The 15,652-nt window shown below is 49.3% G+C and carries 13 protein-coding genes and 3 pseudogenes; 12 read left to right on the plus strand and 4 right to left on the minus strand.

From position 1 onward, the window contains the following. Window positions 1-28: 28 nt before the first annotated feature. Window positions 29-430: a hypothetical protein gene (locus ACKQAD_RS13735; RefSeq protein ID WP_409160680.1), complete on the minus strand. Its 402-nt coding sequence runs from the start codon at window positions 428-430 to the stop codon at window positions 29-31. 427 nt (window positions 431-857) lie between these two features. On the opposite strand from ACKQAD_RS13735, the gene sufA reads away from it, so the two are divergent. From sufA to ACKQAD_RS13770, 7 genes are all read left to right on the plus strand, one after another. Then, window positions 858-1,229 carry a Fe-S cluster assembly scaffold SufA gene (gene sufA / locus ACKQAD_RS13740; RefSeq protein WP_409160681.1) on the plus strand — a complete coding sequence of 124 codons (372 nt, stop codon included), beginning with the start codon at window positions 858-860 and terminating at the stop codon, window positions 1,227-1,229. 13 nt (window positions 1,230-1,242) lie between these two features. Next, the gene (gene sufB, locus ACKQAD_RS13745) at window positions 1,243-2,742 is read left to right on the plus strand and encodes a Fe-S cluster assembly protein SufB (protein ID WP_409160682.1); all 1,500 of its coding nucleotides are present in this window, start codon (window positions 1,243-1,245) and stop codon (window positions 2,740-2,742) included. Between the two features lie 97 nt (window positions 2,743-2,839). After that, window positions 2,840-3,586 carry a Fe-S cluster assembly ATPase SufC gene (sufC, locus tag ACKQAD_RS13750; protein WP_409160683.1) on the plus strand — a complete coding sequence of 249 codons (747 nt, stop codon included), beginning with the start codon at window positions 2,840-2,842 and terminating at the stop codon, window positions 3,584-3,586. Further along, complete coding sequence (sufD, locus tag ACKQAD_RS13755) at window positions 3,561-4,892, plus strand: Fe-S cluster assembly protein SufD (protein ID WP_409160684.1); 1,332 nt, start codon at window positions 3,561-3,563, stop codon at window positions 4,890-4,892. The genes sufC and sufD overlap by 26 nt, the downstream gene beginning before the upstream one ends. Next, the gene (gene sufS / locus ACKQAD_RS13760) at window positions 4,892-6,115 is read left to right on the plus strand and encodes a cysteine desulfurase SufS (RefSeq protein ID WP_409160746.1); all 1,224 of its coding nucleotides are present in this window, start codon (window positions 4,892-4,894) and stop codon (window positions 6,113-6,115) included. Before sufD ends, sufS begins: the two co-directional genes overlap by 1 nt. A gap of 32 nt (window positions 6,116-6,147) precedes the next feature. Further along, complete coding sequence (sufE, locus tag ACKQAD_RS13765) at window positions 6,148-6,564, plus strand: cysteine desulfuration protein SufE (protein ID WP_409160685.1); 417 nt, start codon at window positions 6,148-6,150, stop codon at window positions 6,562-6,564. A gap of 456 nt (window positions 6,565-7,020) precedes the next feature. After that, the gene (locus ACKQAD_RS13770) at window positions 7,021-8,046 is read left to right on the plus strand and encodes a L,D-transpeptidase family protein (protein ID WP_409160686.1); all 1,026 of its coding nucleotides are present in this window, start codon (window positions 7,021-7,023) and stop codon (window positions 8,044-8,046) included. A 177-nt stretch (window positions 8,047-8,223) separates the two neighbouring features. Here ACKQAD_RS13770 and ACKQAD_RS13775 read toward each other — a convergent pair whose 3' ends face one another. Next, window positions 8,224-8,460, minus strand: coding sequence for a major outer membrane lipoprotein (locus ACKQAD_RS13775; protein ID WP_005970385.1), 237 nt, complete (start codon window positions 8,458-8,460; stop codon window positions 8,224-8,226). A gap of 406 nt (window positions 8,461-8,866) precedes the next feature. On the opposite strand from ACKQAD_RS13775, the pseudogene ACKQAD_RS13780 reads away from it, so the two are divergent. Further along, window positions 8,867-9,157: pseudogene (locus tag ACKQAD_RS13780) on the plus strand (transposase). Between the two features lie 379 nt (window positions 9,158-9,536). Here the strand turns inward: ACKQAD_RS13780 and ACKQAD_RS13785 are convergent. Both ACKQAD_RS13785 and ACKQAD_RS13790 read right to left on the minus strand, forming a co-directional pair. Beyond that, window positions 9,537-9,767 (minus strand): annotated as a pseudogene (locus ACKQAD_RS13785) (phage repressor protein C); the annotation flags it as partial. Then, window positions 9,752-9,874, minus strand: a pseudogene (locus ACKQAD_RS13790) (helix-turn-helix domain-containing protein); the annotation flags it as partial. The pseudogenes ACKQAD_RS13790 and ACKQAD_RS13785, both read right to left, overlap by 16 nt. A gap of 194 nt (window positions 9,875-10,068) precedes the next feature. On the opposite strand from ACKQAD_RS13790, the gene ACKQAD_RS13795 reads away from it, so the two are divergent. From ACKQAD_RS13795 to ACKQAD_RS13810, 4 genes are all read left to right on the plus strand, one after another. Continuing rightward, a complete protein-coding gene (locus ACKQAD_RS13795) occupies window positions 10,069-10,326 on the plus strand; it encodes a hypothetical protein (RefSeq protein ID WP_409160687.1) in 258 nt (85 codons plus the stop codon). 391 nt (window positions 10,327-10,717) lie between these two features. Continuing rightward, on the plus strand, window positions 10,718-12,886 hold the full coding sequence (locus ACKQAD_RS13800; RefSeq protein ID WP_409160688.1) for a sensor domain-containing phosphodiesterase: 2,169 nt from the start codon (window positions 10,718-10,720) through the stop codon (window positions 12,884-12,886). 143 nt (window positions 12,887-13,029) lie between these two features. Continuing rightward, window positions 13,030-14,775, plus strand: coding sequence for a LytS/YhcK type 5TM receptor domain-containing protein (locus tag ACKQAD_RS13805; protein WP_409160689.1), 1,746 nt, complete (start codon window positions 13,030-13,032; stop codon window positions 14,773-14,775). Beyond that, window positions 14,772-15,521: a LytR/AlgR family response regulator transcription factor gene (locus ACKQAD_RS13810; RefSeq protein WP_409160690.1), complete on the plus strand. Its 750-nt coding sequence runs from the start codon at window positions 14,772-14,774 to the stop codon at window positions 15,519-15,521. The genes ACKQAD_RS13805 and ACKQAD_RS13810 overlap by 4 nt, the downstream gene beginning before the upstream one ends. The last annotated feature ends 131 nt before the right edge of the window (window positions 15,522-15,652 follow it).

Here is a 15,652-nt window from a genome sequence, read left to right on the forward strand (position 1 = left end):
AGACTGCTGGGCGGCCTGGTTCGGTTGTTCATGGAAGAAACGGCACGCGCTTAACGAAGTCGGCCTGAAACGCGGTGGCTTTATCCCATGAACCTTGCATGCTTAGCTGATGGCAAATCGATTTCAGCGTGTTACGGGCAAAGTAGTAGCTTTGCACCCGAAAGAGGTGGCAACGTCCTTCATTATTAATCTCTTTAATCAAGCGATTGTGCAGCTTGACCAGCGCATGCAGATAGCTGTCGTCATCGCCATTTCTCAGACAGAGTTCAACCATGTCCATGCAGGCGTTATGATAGCGACGTAAATGATCAATATTGCTTCCAGGACGATTGAGGCGCGCTTCCGCCATGTAAAAATCAACGGTGGCATCGCGAATCTGGAATTTATACTCGTCAATCTGGTGGTGCAGCCAGGCAGTCACGGAAAGCATGGTGAACGATCCTGAATATGAAATGATAATCATTATCATATTGATAAAAAAGGCTGCGATCAATGGGAAAAATGTGCTTTAACGTCAAAAAATACGATCGGGAATCACATAAATCTTCATATACCTTCCCTGTTTTATAAATAGGTATCACCGATAAATGTTATAATAATGATAACGAGATGATAATTATTTTCTGACCGTAATGTGTAGCGATGATGATACTAATTCCTTTAATATCAGTTTGTTAATTGATTTTTTATCGCATTGTTTGCTGCGTAAGAGACGTGTAAAATGACACTATTGGTTTGCTAAAAACTGAAATGTTACGAATAGCCCTGCGAAACAAGAGGTTGAAGCTAGTTTCATTATCACTAACATTAGGGGAAACCAGCCTAAAACTGGTACCACACGTAATGAGGTATTCCATATGCAAGCGGAAAATGTAGGGACGTTTTCACTGGATGAAAATGTCTGGCAAGGATTGACGCTGACAGAGAGCGCTGTGAAGCAGATTAAGAGTCTGATGAAGCAGGATGAGGCCGTGCAAGGACTGCGACTCAGCGTTAAACAATCCGGCTGTGCGGGATTTGGCTATGTGCTGGATCTGGTACAGGAGTTCGAAACCGACGATCTGGTCTTCGAACGTGATGGTGCAAAACTGTATGTCCCACTGAAAGCGATGCCTTTCATTGACGGCACAGAACTTGATTTCGTCCGGGAAGGGCTGAATCAGATATTCAAGTTTAATAATCCCAGAGCGCAGCATGCTTGTGGATGTGGCGAAAGCTTTGGCATTTAAGTGATGAAAAATTATGGCACGTAGCACGGTAGATGTACCTGATGATGTCCAGATCTGGATGGGTGATGGACGCTATAAAGAAGGTTTCTTTACGCAATTGGAAACCGATGAGCTGGCGCACGGTATTAATGAAGATGTCGTACGGGCGATCTCGGCGAAGCGTAATGAGCCTGAATGGATGCTGGAATTTCGTCTTAACGCCTACAAAGCGTGGCTGGAGATGGAAGAACCGCATTGGTTGAAAGCCCATTACGAGAAACTCGACTACCAGGACTATAGCTATTATTCCGCGCCTTCCTGTGGTAGCTGCGATGACAGCTGCGGCTCTGAGCCCGGCGCCAAGCAGCAATCCGGGATTACGGACGTGAATAATTACCTGACCAGCGAAGTAGAGAATGCATTTAATCAGCTGGGCGTTCCTGTCCGTGAAGGCCAGAAAGTGGCGGTCGATGCCATTTTCGATTCCGTATCTGTTGCAACCACGTATCGGCATGAGCTGGCTGAAAAAGGCATTATCTTCTGTTCATTTAGCGAGGCGATTCAGGAACATCCCGAGCTGGTGCGTCAGTATCTCGGTACGGTCGTACCGGCGAACGATAACTTCTTTGCGGCGCTGAACTCGGCGGTCGCCTCTGACGGCACGTTTGTGTACATCCCAAAAGGCGTGCGCTGCCCGATGGAATTGTCGACGTATTTCCGTATCAATGCGGCGAAAACCGGCCAGTTTGAGCGTACGATCCTGATTGCCGATGATGACAGCTATGTCAGTTATATCGAAGGCTGCTCCGCGCCGGTGCGTGACACCTATCAACTGCATGCTGCGGTGGTAGAAGTCATCATCAATAAGAATGCTGAAGTGAAATATTCCACTGTGCAGAACTGGTTCTCCGGTAAAGATGACGCAGAAGGAGGCATTTTGAACTTCGTGACCAAGCGCGCCCTGTGTGCTGGCGAGCATTCGAAAATGTCATGGACGCAGTCGGAAACCGGTTCTGCGATCACCTGGAAATACCCAAGCGTCATTCTGCGCGGTGATTACTCCGTGGGTGAATTCTTCTCTGTTGCCTTGACCAATGGCCGTCAGCAGGCGGATACCGGCACCAAGATGATCCACATCGGTAAAAACACCCGCTCGACCATCATCTCTAAAGGCATTTCTGCCGGACGTAGCGAGAACACGTACCGTGGTCTGGTGAAGATCATGCCGAGTGCGGCTAACGCCCGTAACTTTACCCAGTGTGACTCCATGCTGATCGGTAGCGAATGCGGGGCGCACACGTTCCCGTATGTGGAAGTGCGCAACAATACCGCGCAGTTAGAGCACGAAGCGACGACCTCGAAAATTGGCGAAGACCAGCTGTTCTACTGTCTGCAACGCGGTATTAGCGAAGATGACGCCATCTCGATGATCGTGAATGGATTCTGTAAGGACGTCTTCTCTGAATTGCCGCTGGAATTTGCGGTAGAAGCACAAAAGTTACTGGCGATTAGCCTGGAACACAGCGTGGGTTAATTCGGCGGTTACCGGGATTTTCACAGGCGAATAATGAGAATCATCGGTCCCGGAATTCATTAAGCGCTCGCCACATTGAGCGTTGGAAGGAATAAGCATGTTAAGCATCGAAAATTTAAAAGTCAGCGTAGAAGGCAAAGAGATCATCAAAGGGCTTAATCTCACCCTTAAGCCAGGTGAAGTTCACGCGATTATGGGCCCGAATGGCTCAGGAAAAAGTACGCTCTCCGCAACGCTGGCTGGACGTGAAGAATATGAAGTGACCGACGGTTCGGTGAACTTCAAAGGAAAAGATCTGCTGGAGTTGTCTCCGGAAGATCGTGCGGGTGAAGGCGTCTTCATGGCGTTTCAGTACCCGGTAGAAATCCCTGGCGTCAGCAATCAGTTTTTCCTGCAAACCTCCGTTAATGCTGTGCGTAAATACCGCGAACAGGAAGCGCTGGATCGCTTTGACTTCGCCGACTTTATCGAAGAGAAGATCAAGCTGTTGAATATGCCGGAGGATTTGCTGACCCGTTCAGTTAACGTGGGCTTCTCCGGTGGTGAGAAGAAGCGTAACGACATTCTGCAAATGGCGGCGCTGGAGCCGGATCTGTGCATTCTCGATGAAACCGACTCCGGTTTGGACATCGACGCCCTGAAGATCGTCTCCAACGGCGTGAACTCTCTGCGCGATGGCAAACGTTCGTTCATCATCGTCACGCACTACCAGCGTATTCTTGATTACATCAAACCGGATCACGTCCACGTTTTGTATCAAGGGCGTATTGTGAAATCGGGCGATTTCTCGCTGGTGAAACAGTTGGAGGAGCAAGGCTATGGCTGGCTTACCGACGAGCAATAATGTGACGGGCAAAACCAACATCGCACAGAAACAAGAGAAGGCATTGCAGCAATGGCATGGCTTGTTTGAACGCGATGCGTCGCGCCGTTCTAAAGGAGCAAACCAACACTGGCAGGATGTTGTGCGCCTTGGTTTACCGCATCGTAAACATGAGCACTGGAAATACACGCCGCTGGATGGCTTGCTGAGTAACGAATTTGTCGCCCCGCAGGCACAGTCTGTCGATCGTGCGACGGTGGATGCATTGGCATTAGCGGTGGATAGCTGGCGTCTGGTGTTTGTCGATGGCGTGTTCAATGCTGAACTCAGCGACGACACCTGGGGACCTTATCAGGTTGACGTGCAGGCGTCACGTGCGCAGGGAGAGCTGCCTGCTGCCATCCAATCCGAGGTGTTCCTGCATTTGACTGAAAGTCTGGCTGGCGAAAGCACGCTGATTCGTCTGGCTGCCGGGCAGCAGGCGGAAAAACCGCTCTATCTGTTGCACATCAGTAGCAGCCAGGCGGCGGCATTGAATACGGTTCACCACCGGCATCATCTGAAGGTTGAACGTGGCGCGAGTGCGGAAGTTATCGAGCACTATGTCAGTCTGGATGAGCATGCCCACTTTACCGGTGCTCGCCTGACGGTGAATGCAGCGGAAAATAGTCAGGTTAGCCACTATAAGCTGGCGTTTGAAGCGGCGGCGAGTTACCACTTCGCGCACAATGATTTGGTGCTGGCACGTGATGCCCGAGTTCGCAGCCACAGCTTCCTGCTGGGGGCGGGGCTGACGCGTCACAACACCAGCGCCCAGTTGAACGGCGAAGGCACCAATCTGTCCATGAACAGCCTGATTCTGCCGGTTGGCAGCGAAGTGTGCGATACGCGGACGTATCTTGAACACAATCAGGGTTACGGCGAAAGCCGTCAGTTGCATAAAGTCATCGTCAACGATCGCGCCAGAGCGGTGTTTAACGGCATGATCAAAGTTGCGCCTCATGCGCTGAAAACTGACGGACAGATGACCAACAATAACCTGCTGTTGGGCAGGCTGGCTGAGGTCGATACCAAGCCACAGTTGGAAATCTACGCGGATGACGTGAAATGCAGCCACGGCGCCACTATTGGCCGTATGGACGAAGAGCAACTGTTCTATCTGCGTTCCCGCGGCATTACGCAGCAGGATGCGCAGCAGATGATCATTTTCGCCTTCGCGGCGGAAGTCACAGAAGCGATTGAAAACGAATCTCTGCGAGATGTGGTTTTGCAACGTATCGCGCAGCGTTTGCCAAACGCGCTGGCGAATGCCGGCAAGGCGGTATGATGAGTTATCCTATTGAGCGGGTTCGAGCCGATTTTCCGGTGCTGGCAAGTGAGGTTAACGGCCAGCCGTTAGCCTATCTTGATAGCGCGGCGAGTGCGCAAAAACCGCAGTCGGTTATCGATCGCGAAGCAGAATTCTATCGCCATGAATACGCAGCGGTGCATCGTGGTATTCATACGCTGAGCGCACAGGCGACCAGCGCAATGGAAGCCGTGCGCGAAAAGGTGGCATCCTTTATCAATGCCGCTTCGGTAGACGAGATTGTCTTTGTTCGCGGGACGACGGAGGCCATCAATCTGGTGGCCAACAGTTACGGCCGTACCTTCATCCAGCCGGGCGACAACCTGATCATCACAGAAATGGAGCACCACGCGAATATTGTTCCCTGGCAGATGCTGGCGGAAGTGCGTGGCGTTGAGGTTCGCGTATTGCCGTTGGCCGAAGATGGCTCGCTGGATGTTGCGCTGCTTCCCGCATTGCTGGATGAACGTACTCGCCTGCTGGCGGTGACGCAGATATCTAACGTACTCGGTGCGTTAAACCCCGTTAAAGCCATTATCGCGCAAGCAAAAGCGGCGGGTGCCGTTGTGTTGGTTGATGGCGCGCAGTCGATTATGCATCAGCCTGTCGATGTGCAGGATCTGGACTGTGATTTCTTTGTCTTTTCAGGACATAAGATCTACGGTCCCTCGGGTATTGGCGTGCTGTACGGCAAACGTGACCTGCTTCAGGCCATGCCGCCGTGGGAAGGCGGCGGGGCGATGATTCGTCAGGTTAGCCTGCGTACCGGCACCACTTATGCGGATTCCCCTTGGCGTTTTGAGGCCGGTTCGCCCAACACGGGGGGTATCATGGGCTTAGGCGCTGCGTTGGACTATGTAACGACGCTGGGACGGGAAGGGATTCAACGTTATGAATCTTCACTGATGCAGTATGCGCTGGAAGCGCTAACGCAGGTGCCCGATCTGACGTTGTATGGTCCTGCTGAACGTCATGGCGTCATTGCGTTTAATCTTGGGCAGCACCACGCCTATGATGTCGGAAGTTTCCTCGATCGGTACGGTATCGCGATTCGCACCGGCCACCACTGCGCGATGCCGCTGATGGAACACTATGGTGTTCCCAGTATGTGCCGCGCCTCGCTGGCCGTTTATACTACACGCGAAGAAATTGACCGGCTGGTTGCCGGATTGCAACGTATCCATCGATTGCTGGGCAGTTAAGCGCTGCGCGTATACTGTTCGGGGAGGAAAACATGGCGAGTCTGCCAGAACCGCAGAAACTGGCGCGTAACTTTGCGCGCTGTAATGACTGGGAAGAGAAATATCTTTATATCATTGAGTTAGGGGAGCGTCTTGATCCACTACCTGATGAATGGCGTAATCCAGATAACCTGATTTCAGGGTGCCAGAGCCAGGTTTGGATTGTGGCACAGCCTGACAAGAGGGGTGTTATCACTCTGCACGGCGACAGCGATGCCGCTATTGTAAAGGGGCTGATTGCGGTAGTTTTCAGTCTGTATCAGGGACTGACAGCGCAGGAACTCGTTGAGCTGGATGTACGGCCTTTCTTTGAATCGCTGGCGTTGAATCAACACCTGACGCCCTCCCGCTCTCAGGGGCTTGAGGCGATGCTGCGCGCGATTCGAGCGCACGCTGCCGCACTGCTTTAATTCCCTTCTCTGTTTTCTGCATGTAAAAAGCGCTGTGATGGAAAAAACGTCCAGCGCTTTTTTATTTACTGGTTTTTACCAACGGCACGTTATTGTTTTTGGGCATATTTATTAACTCGCTGATATTTCAGAATTCCTCCCGTATATTTATTTCCCGTTAACTTTTATGCTGACTCTGCTTTGTAAAGAATTGAATATCAATACTTTGATTTTTAAATAAAATATTCTTTCGTTACAACAATGCTAATATATGCCCATGTTCGGTGAAGAGGGGCAGTAATAGCCACATTGACACCATATATCCCCTTAACTATTCAGGTTGCTGTAAGGCAAACGCACAGGCAGCTTGAATATGATGGAGATAAACCGGGTATAGCCAGCCGAATACTGCATTCTGGGTACAGAACCGGATGCCTTTGATAATTGATATGTTAGCTGTGATGTAGGGAACCTAATATGAAACGCGCGTTAACTTTACTTGGTATGGCCTTCGCGGCATATCTGGCTAGCACCGCCGTCAAAGCGACGGAATACCCGCTACCGCCACCAAATAGCCGCCTTATTGGTGAAAATATCGCTTATACGGTCCCCAATGATGGTCGTCCGTTGGAAGCTATCGCTGCGGATTTTAAGATTGGTTTATTGGGCATGATGGAAGCGAATCCTGGCGTGGATCCTTACCTGCCGACGGCGGGTTCCACGCTCACGATCCCAACGCAAATGCTGTTGCCGGATACCCCGCGTGAAGGCATTGTGGTCAATCTGGCGGAACTGCGGCTCTACTACTACCCGAAAGGGAAGAACACCGTTATTGTTTACCCTATCGGTATTGGTCAGTTGGGACGAAATACGCCGCTGATGACGACCAGCATTAGCGAGAAACGTGAGAACCCGACCTGGACGCCAACAGCGAATATTCGTAAGCATTACCTCGAAGAGCAGGGTATCAAACTGCCTGCCGTTGTCCCAGCTGGCCCGGATAACCCGATGGGGCTACATGCGCTACGTCTGTCGGCGCATGGCGGCGTTTACCTGCTGCACGGTACAAATGCGGACTTCGGTATTGGTATGCGGGTGAGTTCCGGTTGTATCCGTCTGCGCCCTGATGACATCAAGGCTTTGTTTGATAATGTGCCGGTGGGTACGCGTGTGCAAATTGTCAACGATGTGATTAAAACTTCCGTTGAGCCAGATGGTAAACGCTACATTGAAGTGCATCAACCTCTGTCGAAGACCGATAAGGACGATCCACAAACCATGCCGATTCCGCTGACGGCGAAGACGAAAAAATTTGTTAAGGATGCGGAGACGGACAGTAAAGCCGTTGCTGATGCAATTGTGCGCCGTTCCGGCATGCCGATCGTGGTTAGCATAGGGCAGGACATCAATACCTACCAGCCACCGGTAGAAGAGACTCCAGAAGCGTCTGAAACGTATCAGGCTGCGCCGATCACGTCTATCAGCACCACCACCGCCCGTTAATCAGGAAATAAACCGGTCAGGTGCGTTCAGGCGCACCTGTGCTGGCTCAGGGATAGCGTAGAAGGATGAAGTTGCCCGTACGGGCGAGCAAAGAGTGAAAGGGACATTGAAAAGGTAAAACGCAGGCAAAAAAAATGGCGCACATTGTGCGCCATTTTCACTACTTAACCAGTTCGATTACTTTTTGTAAGTACGAACTTGGTTGTCCAGACGCTGGTTAGCACGAGCTGCATCGTCTTTAGCAGCTTGTACGTCAGAGCGGATTGCGTTCACGTCGTTGCTCAGTTGGTCAACTTTAGCGTTCAGAGTCTGAACGTCAGAAGACAGTTGATCGATCTTAGCATTGCTGGAACAACCTGCCAGCAGAGTAGAACCCAGGATTACCGCGCCCAGTACCAGTTTAGTACGATTCATTATTAATACCCTCTAGATTGAGTTAATCTCCATGTAGCGTTACAAGTATTACACAAACTTTTTTCTAATGAGAATAAATTTTTGATGAGAACATGCTTAATTTTGATCGTTCGCTCAAAGAAACAGCGAGTTTTACATATTCATTAAAAAAGTAAGGAAAACAGTGCTATTTTTATCGGATAACTCCGAGGCTTTAGGCTATTAAATGGCATGTTACGCAAACGCATTAATTAGGTTATTGCACTGTAGAAAGTCGTTTCAGAATATAAAAAAGCGCCATACAGGCACCTCAGACTGCTGACAAAGTCTTGGCCGGGAGGACAGGTTTTGAACTAATACGGTCAGTGCAAAAAACGGACTGACCGCTATACCCAGAGAACCGACGCCACAGCAATACCCGTTTGGAATGGTTACCCTCGAAGAACTGGTTCCACAACACCATCTGGTGCGTAAAATCGATGCCGCCATTGATTTTAAATTTATCCGCGATAGGGGCGCCACCTTGACTGCCACAATAATAGCCGTCCCGTCATAGATCCCCGTACACCTGATTAAAATGCTGCTACTCGGTTACCTCTTCGGTATCCCTTCCGAATGCCGTCTGGTCCGGGAGATTCAGGTCAACGTCGTCTACCTCGGGTTCCTGCGCATGTGCTTGACCGAGATTGTCTGCTGTGACAAACGGACTCCCACCTGATAAGAGGCAACGATGAGATTAAATGCAGTAATGAACTGAAGGCAAAAAATATCGCGATCACAACCTGTGGGGCTGCACGCAGAAAGGGCTAGATGAAGGACAAAAAAATCCCGCCATAGGGCGGGAAAGGAACACACAGACAGGGTGAATAACACAACATCAACAAGGGTTGATGAAACAATAGCACGGTGATTGTATAAAACTGTTGCGTGTGGGTAAGGTTATCTGGGCGAGGGTAAACGTTTTTTAGCGGCGCAGCGGTTATGAGTAACGCAGCTATTGGCAGGATTAACACAAAGCCGGTGTCCGTATCGGTCTGCCGACTTTGGTTAAAGGAACAGAGAGACGGCTATAGTACGGGATACCGCCAATATCGGGACTATAGCAGCACCGAATACCAGAATACGCGGTCAATGGTTTCGACGTTTGATTCGTAAGCTTCTTCGTCAGCTTTGCGATTGAAGCGATGGATGATGAGAAGGCCGCCTGGTTTACGGTAAAGCTGCTTGATTTGCTTGAGCTTATCGTTACCGCCGCCTTCCTGAGCGATGGCGTAAAGCTTCCCATCAATGATGCGTTTGTTGTTGGTATCCGCTGCGACGCTTTCCCCACCTCGATCTTCTGTATGGCGGCCTGAGATACGCCAATCATGTCGTCAAGTGCTTTTTGGCTGAGTTCCTATGCGATTCTGGCGGCCTTTAATCGTTCTACTATCACAAATCCTAATAAATATCAGGCGGTGATAGTATTGTCTTATTCCACCCATGATTTGCTTTAAATGTGTATGCCATTTGATCTAAATCACAATCTGACTGTATGCATTTTGCTCTTATGGAAATCCCGTTGTGGGAAATATAACCAATAAATTCGTTTCATTAAGCATGCGCATGACTGCGTGTCGCGGAGGATATATGTCTGTAATTCGCACGTGTTTAAGTCTGTTTGGTGGTGATACGGTAATTGTTCGGTGTGCAAATATATTTGAAGTGCAAATGAGCAATGGTGAACAGGAAGCATTGGCTGAAAAGAATAGTGCTACGCAGGATTCTATTTGCCGCCGTGCGGAAGGCGAAGTGTATTTAACGGTGCCTTATACCGGGATTTGGGATGTCGTGATCAGGGCAAAAAACGACACACCTGAGCATTCAATAACCTATTTCCCTGCCTGATGATTCCCCGGTTGGTTATATTCTGTTAATAACTTGATAATATGTTGTCGTTATCCAGTCGTGAAGGTTTGAATATACCAACCGCCCCCTTTCTTTTTTGTCCCCATCGTTCAGCGTTGTGAGTGCGTCGGTATCTTTCTATTTCGCCTTTCATCTACGATCTTAATTGATACTTCCACTTATTATTAATGACTCGAAGGGATGATAGAGTCTGAATCTTTTGCCATACTCAACACTCAGCCACTACGCGCCATGATTCTAGGCAGGAGAAGGGGCTTTGGTTTGATAACACTGGCATGCTGTTCTTATCGTGCTCATTGCTGCAACATTTTGGATTTATAACTAAATTTTTGTCTAATCTGAACATTAATACGATGGGAGGGGGGAACCGATGAGCCGTGCCCGGGTAGGCAAAGATGAAGACAAACGTCTTGCTGCTCTTCGTGAGTATGGAATTAAGAACGTATTATTTGACCCGAGTTTGAGCAACCTGATTAGCCTGGCTGCTAACATTTTCAGTGTGCCTATCGTTTTGGTGTCGTTGGTCAAGTCTGAGCGCCAACTGTTTGCCGCCAGCCTAGGGGTTCCTTTTTGCGAAACTCCGCGCGATATCTCTTTTTGTGCACATACGATCCTGAAGAAAAAGATCATGGTGGTGCACGATTCCCTCAAGGATGCACGTTTTAAAAATAACCCGCTGGTTGTGGGCGTTCCTTACATTCGTTTCTATTCCGGTATTCCCTTAATTACGCCGTCCGGGCATGCCATCGGTACGTTGTGCATTATCGATTTGAAACCCAGAACCACATTCACCAAACGTGATGAGCACAATTTGCAAGATCTGGCGTCATTGGTCATGGACAAGCTGGAAATGCGACGTCTGGAACTGGCACGTAAAGCCAGTCAGATTCGTTTTGAGAATATTGCTAATACCTCGCCGGATACGATTCTGTGTGTAAATGAAAAGGGGATGATCACCTTCTGGAATACTGCCGCGGAACATATGCTGGAATATACTGATGAGGAAATTATTGGTCGCAGTATTAATACCATCGTGCCCGATTCCTTTGTCGTGCAACTTAATCACCTGGTTACCGATCGTGATTCGTTGATGAAAGGCGTGACGCTGGAACTGAATGTACAAGCCAAAAGCGGTAATTTGGTTCCGGTTGAATTGTCGGTTTCGATGTGGGAAGACAACGATAATGTTAGTTACGGCGCAATATTGCGCGACATTACAGAGCGACGACACAATGAAGAACGCCTGTTTTTGCTGGCGCATCTAGATCCGTTAACCGGGTTGGCAAACCGGACGCTATTGACATCCAATCTGGAAACGGTGCTAAAGAATGAACCCGCGGTCTGTATCATGATGGTCGATCTGGACGGGTTTAAAGATGTGAATGATAGCCTGGGGCATTCCAGCGGCGATAATATTCTGGTGCACGTCGCCAAAAAAATAAAAGCCACGGTTCGCTCCGGTGATGTTGTGGCGAGGATGGGCGGGGATGAGTTTGCGCTGCTGTTTCCCGGTCTGAATGATAAAAAAGTCGCGGGAAAAATTGCCGAGCAAATTATTCATGAAATTTCTCAGGCGATGATTATTGACGATCATCAAATCAATATTAGCGCCAGTATTGGGGCAGTACTGTATCCAGAATATGGGTTGACCGTACAGGATCTTTTGACTAGCGCGGATTTAGCGCTGTATCAGGCTAAATCCGAAGGTCGAAACTGTTACCGCTTTTTTACGCGCGAACTGCTTGAAGTCTTTCAGGCTAAACATGCCTTCCAGCTAGAGTTTATGCGAGCTTACGAACAGCATGAATTTGAGATGTTCTATCAGCCACAGGTAAAACTGGCGACAAATGAGATTGTTGGCGCAGAGGCGTTGCTGCGCTGGCGTCACCCGGAAAGAGGATTGCTTGGCCCTGCGGCCTTTCTTACCGCACTGGAAAATGGCCCGTGGGCTGAGCGAGTCGGTGATTGGAGCGTCGAAACGGCATGCCAGCAGGCGGCGGAATGGTGTCGGACGAGCGATCGCTATTTTCGCATCAGTATTAATCTTTTCAGCGCACAGTTCCGTACTGGTATGTTGGCGCAAAAAATTATGGATATGCTTGCGCGTACAGGATTGCAGCCAGGTTCGCTGGAACTGGAAATCACGGAAAATATCATCCTGCGTTACGATGAAAATATGCTGCAGCCCTTGAAAGCGCTGCGCGAAGCGGGAATCGGTATTGCCTTTGACGATTATGGGACGGGCTATGCCTCGCTCAGTATGCTCAAAAACTACCCGGTTACTCGGTTGAAGATCGATCAGACTTTTGTCAGAACCATGTGTGAATCTCCGCCGGACGCGGCGATTGTCCGGGCGATTCTGTATCTCGGGAAAAGTTTTGGGCTGGGCGTGATTGCAGAGGGGGTGGAAACATTAGATCAGAGCGAACGACTGCGAGGCAAAGGGTGTGAGGAAGCCCAGGGATACCTGTTTGGGCATCCGATGCCGGCGGAGGAGTTTACTGAGCTACTGAAGTTGAATAAGCCCATAGACGTATAAAACGCCTGTGCTATACCTCTTTTCAAAAAAGCCGATGTCCGCTGGCTTCCATACTTCTTCCCACGCGGTTAACAGACTAAAAAGTGGAATACGGATCACATTTTTTCTATAGTGCAGGTTTGTAAATCTGTACCGGATGTCCCGTGCACGAAATATTTGAGATGCTCCTTGCGGTCTTTGACCGCGCCGCGCTGATGCTGATTTGCCTGTTTTTCCTGACCAGAACACGTCAGTTCCGGCAATTACTGCAAAAAGAGCAACACTCGCCGAGAGAGCGAGCGATGGTGACCGCTATCTTTTCACTGTTTGCGCTGTTCGGTACGTATTCCGGTATAAATGTTGAAGGATCGCTCGTCAACGTACGCGTCATTGCCGTGATGTCTGGCGGTATTCTCTTCGGTCCCTGGGTGGGGGGGGCGACCGGTATCATTGCGGGAGTGCACCGTTATCTCATTGATATTGATGGCATCACGTCCGTGCCTTGCCTGATTACCAGCATTATTGCTGGCATCACTTCCGGCTACATTAATAAGAAAGTCAAAAAAGAGCAGCAGTGGAGCATCGGGATTCTGGGCGGTATGCTGTGTGAATCGCTAACTATGCTGCTGGTGGTGGCATGGGCGACACCGATCGAGTTAGGGCTGGATATTGTTTCAAAAATTGCGGTGCCGATGATTCTCGGCTCTGTCTGTATTGGCCTGATCGTGCTGCTGGTGCAGAGCGTGGCGAATGAAAAAGAGGTGATTGCCGCCAGGCAGGCTAAGCTCGCGCTGGATATCGCACATAAAACACTGCCGTATTTCCGTAATATCAACAGTGATTCGCTGACGGCTATCTGTCGTATTATTCGTACTGAGATTAATGCGGACGCGGTGGCGATAACAAATACGCAGCATGTTCAGGCTTATGTGGGTATTGGGGAAGAAAAATATAATATCGGTCGCGATATTATCAGCCCAATGACGCAGCAGGCGATTCATGACGGGAAAATCATCATTAAAAATAATGATGAGCAGCATCTAACACCGGAAATCCATTCGATGATCGTCATTCCGTTGTGGGAACACGGGCAGGTAACCGGTACGCTGAAAATCTATTATCGCCATGCGCACAAAATTACCTATTCATTACGCGTGATGGCCGTCGGCTTATCACAAATCATGTCAACGCAAATTGAAGTGTCCCGCACCGAGCAACTGCGTGATATGGCAAATAAGGCGGAGCTGAGAGCGCTGCAAAGTAAAATCAATCCGCACTTTCTTTTTAATGCACTGAATGCGATCTCCTCGTCGATTCGCATTAATCCCGATACGGCACGCCAGTTGGTGATCAATCTGTCGCGTTATTTGCGCTATAATCTTGAGCTCAACGATGACGCGCTGATTGATATAAAAAAAGAGCTGTACCAAATTCAGGATTATATCGCCATTGAGCAGGCGAGGTTTGGTGCCAAACTAACGGTGATTTACGACATCGATGACGATCTGGCGTATAAGATCCCCAGCTTATTAATTCAGCCGCTGGTGGAAAACGCGATTGTGCATGGCATTCAGCCTTGTAGAGGAAAAGGGACCGTGGTGCTGTCCGTGAAAGAGCAGGGCGATAGGCTGCTGGTGGCGGTAAAAGACACGGGAAACGGCATTAGTCAGGAAACCATGGATCGCGTCGCGCGCAATGAGTTACCGGGGAATAAGATCGGTCTGCTGAATGTTCATCACAGAGTTCGCCTGCTTTATGGCGAAGGTTTGCATATTCGTCGCCTGGAACCCGGAACCGAGATTTACTTCTACATTCCACGAGAAGATAAAATACCGTCTGCCTTTCCGGATACCATTCAGGTGCCGCCGCCGGGATATTCTGCTGCTGAAAACACAGGAGGCAACCCATGAAAGCCATTATTGTTGAAGATGAGTTCCTCGCGCAGCAAGAGCTGAGTTACCTCATCAAACAGCACAGTGATATTACGATTGAGGCGATGTTTGATGACGGGTTGGATGTACTAAAGTATTTGCAGCATAACGAGGTTGATGCGATCTTTTTGGATATCAATATTCCCTCCTTGGACGGCGTTTGGTTGGCGCAAAATATCAGCAAATTTGCGCATAAGCCCTACATCATTTTTATTACGGCTTACAAAGAACACGCGGTGGAGGCCTTTGAAGTCGAAGCCTTTGATTACATTCTTAAGCCGTATCATGAATCACGCATCGTTACGATGCTGCGTAAGCTGGAAGCGACCTGGCAACAGCGGCAAATGGCTCCTGCTGTCGATACGGGCGCGCCTTCTGGTGCGGCGAGAAGTACGCAGAACACCATTAACCTGATGAAAGATGAACGAATTATCGTTACGGACATCAACAATATCTATTATGCCGCGGCGCAGGAAAAGGTCACGCTGGTTTATACCCGACGTGGAGAGTTCATCATGCCGATGAATATTACGGAGTTTTGTAGTCGTTTGCCGGAAGAGTACTTCTTCCGTTGTCACCGCTCTTACTGCGTCAACCTGACAAAAATCCGTGAAATTGTGCCGTGGTTTAACAACACCTATATTCTGCGATTGAACGATCTGGATTTTGAAGTGCCGGTAAGCCGAAGCAAGATAAAGGCGTTCAGGTCATTGATGCGCCTATAAAGGCATTTCATTCCGCGTTTCAGGCATCTCATTCCCCATTCGAACAATCACTGTCAGCCCGCTTGTATACTGGCTTCAGCCCATAAGCTGACCGTGTTTTGATGGATTTTTTCTTCTCCACATCAGCTTAT

This window comes from Pectobacterium artocarpous, from assembly GCF_046159765.1.
GTDB lineage: Bacteria > Pseudomonadota > Gammaproteobacteria > Enterobacterales > Enterobacteriaceae > Pectobacterium.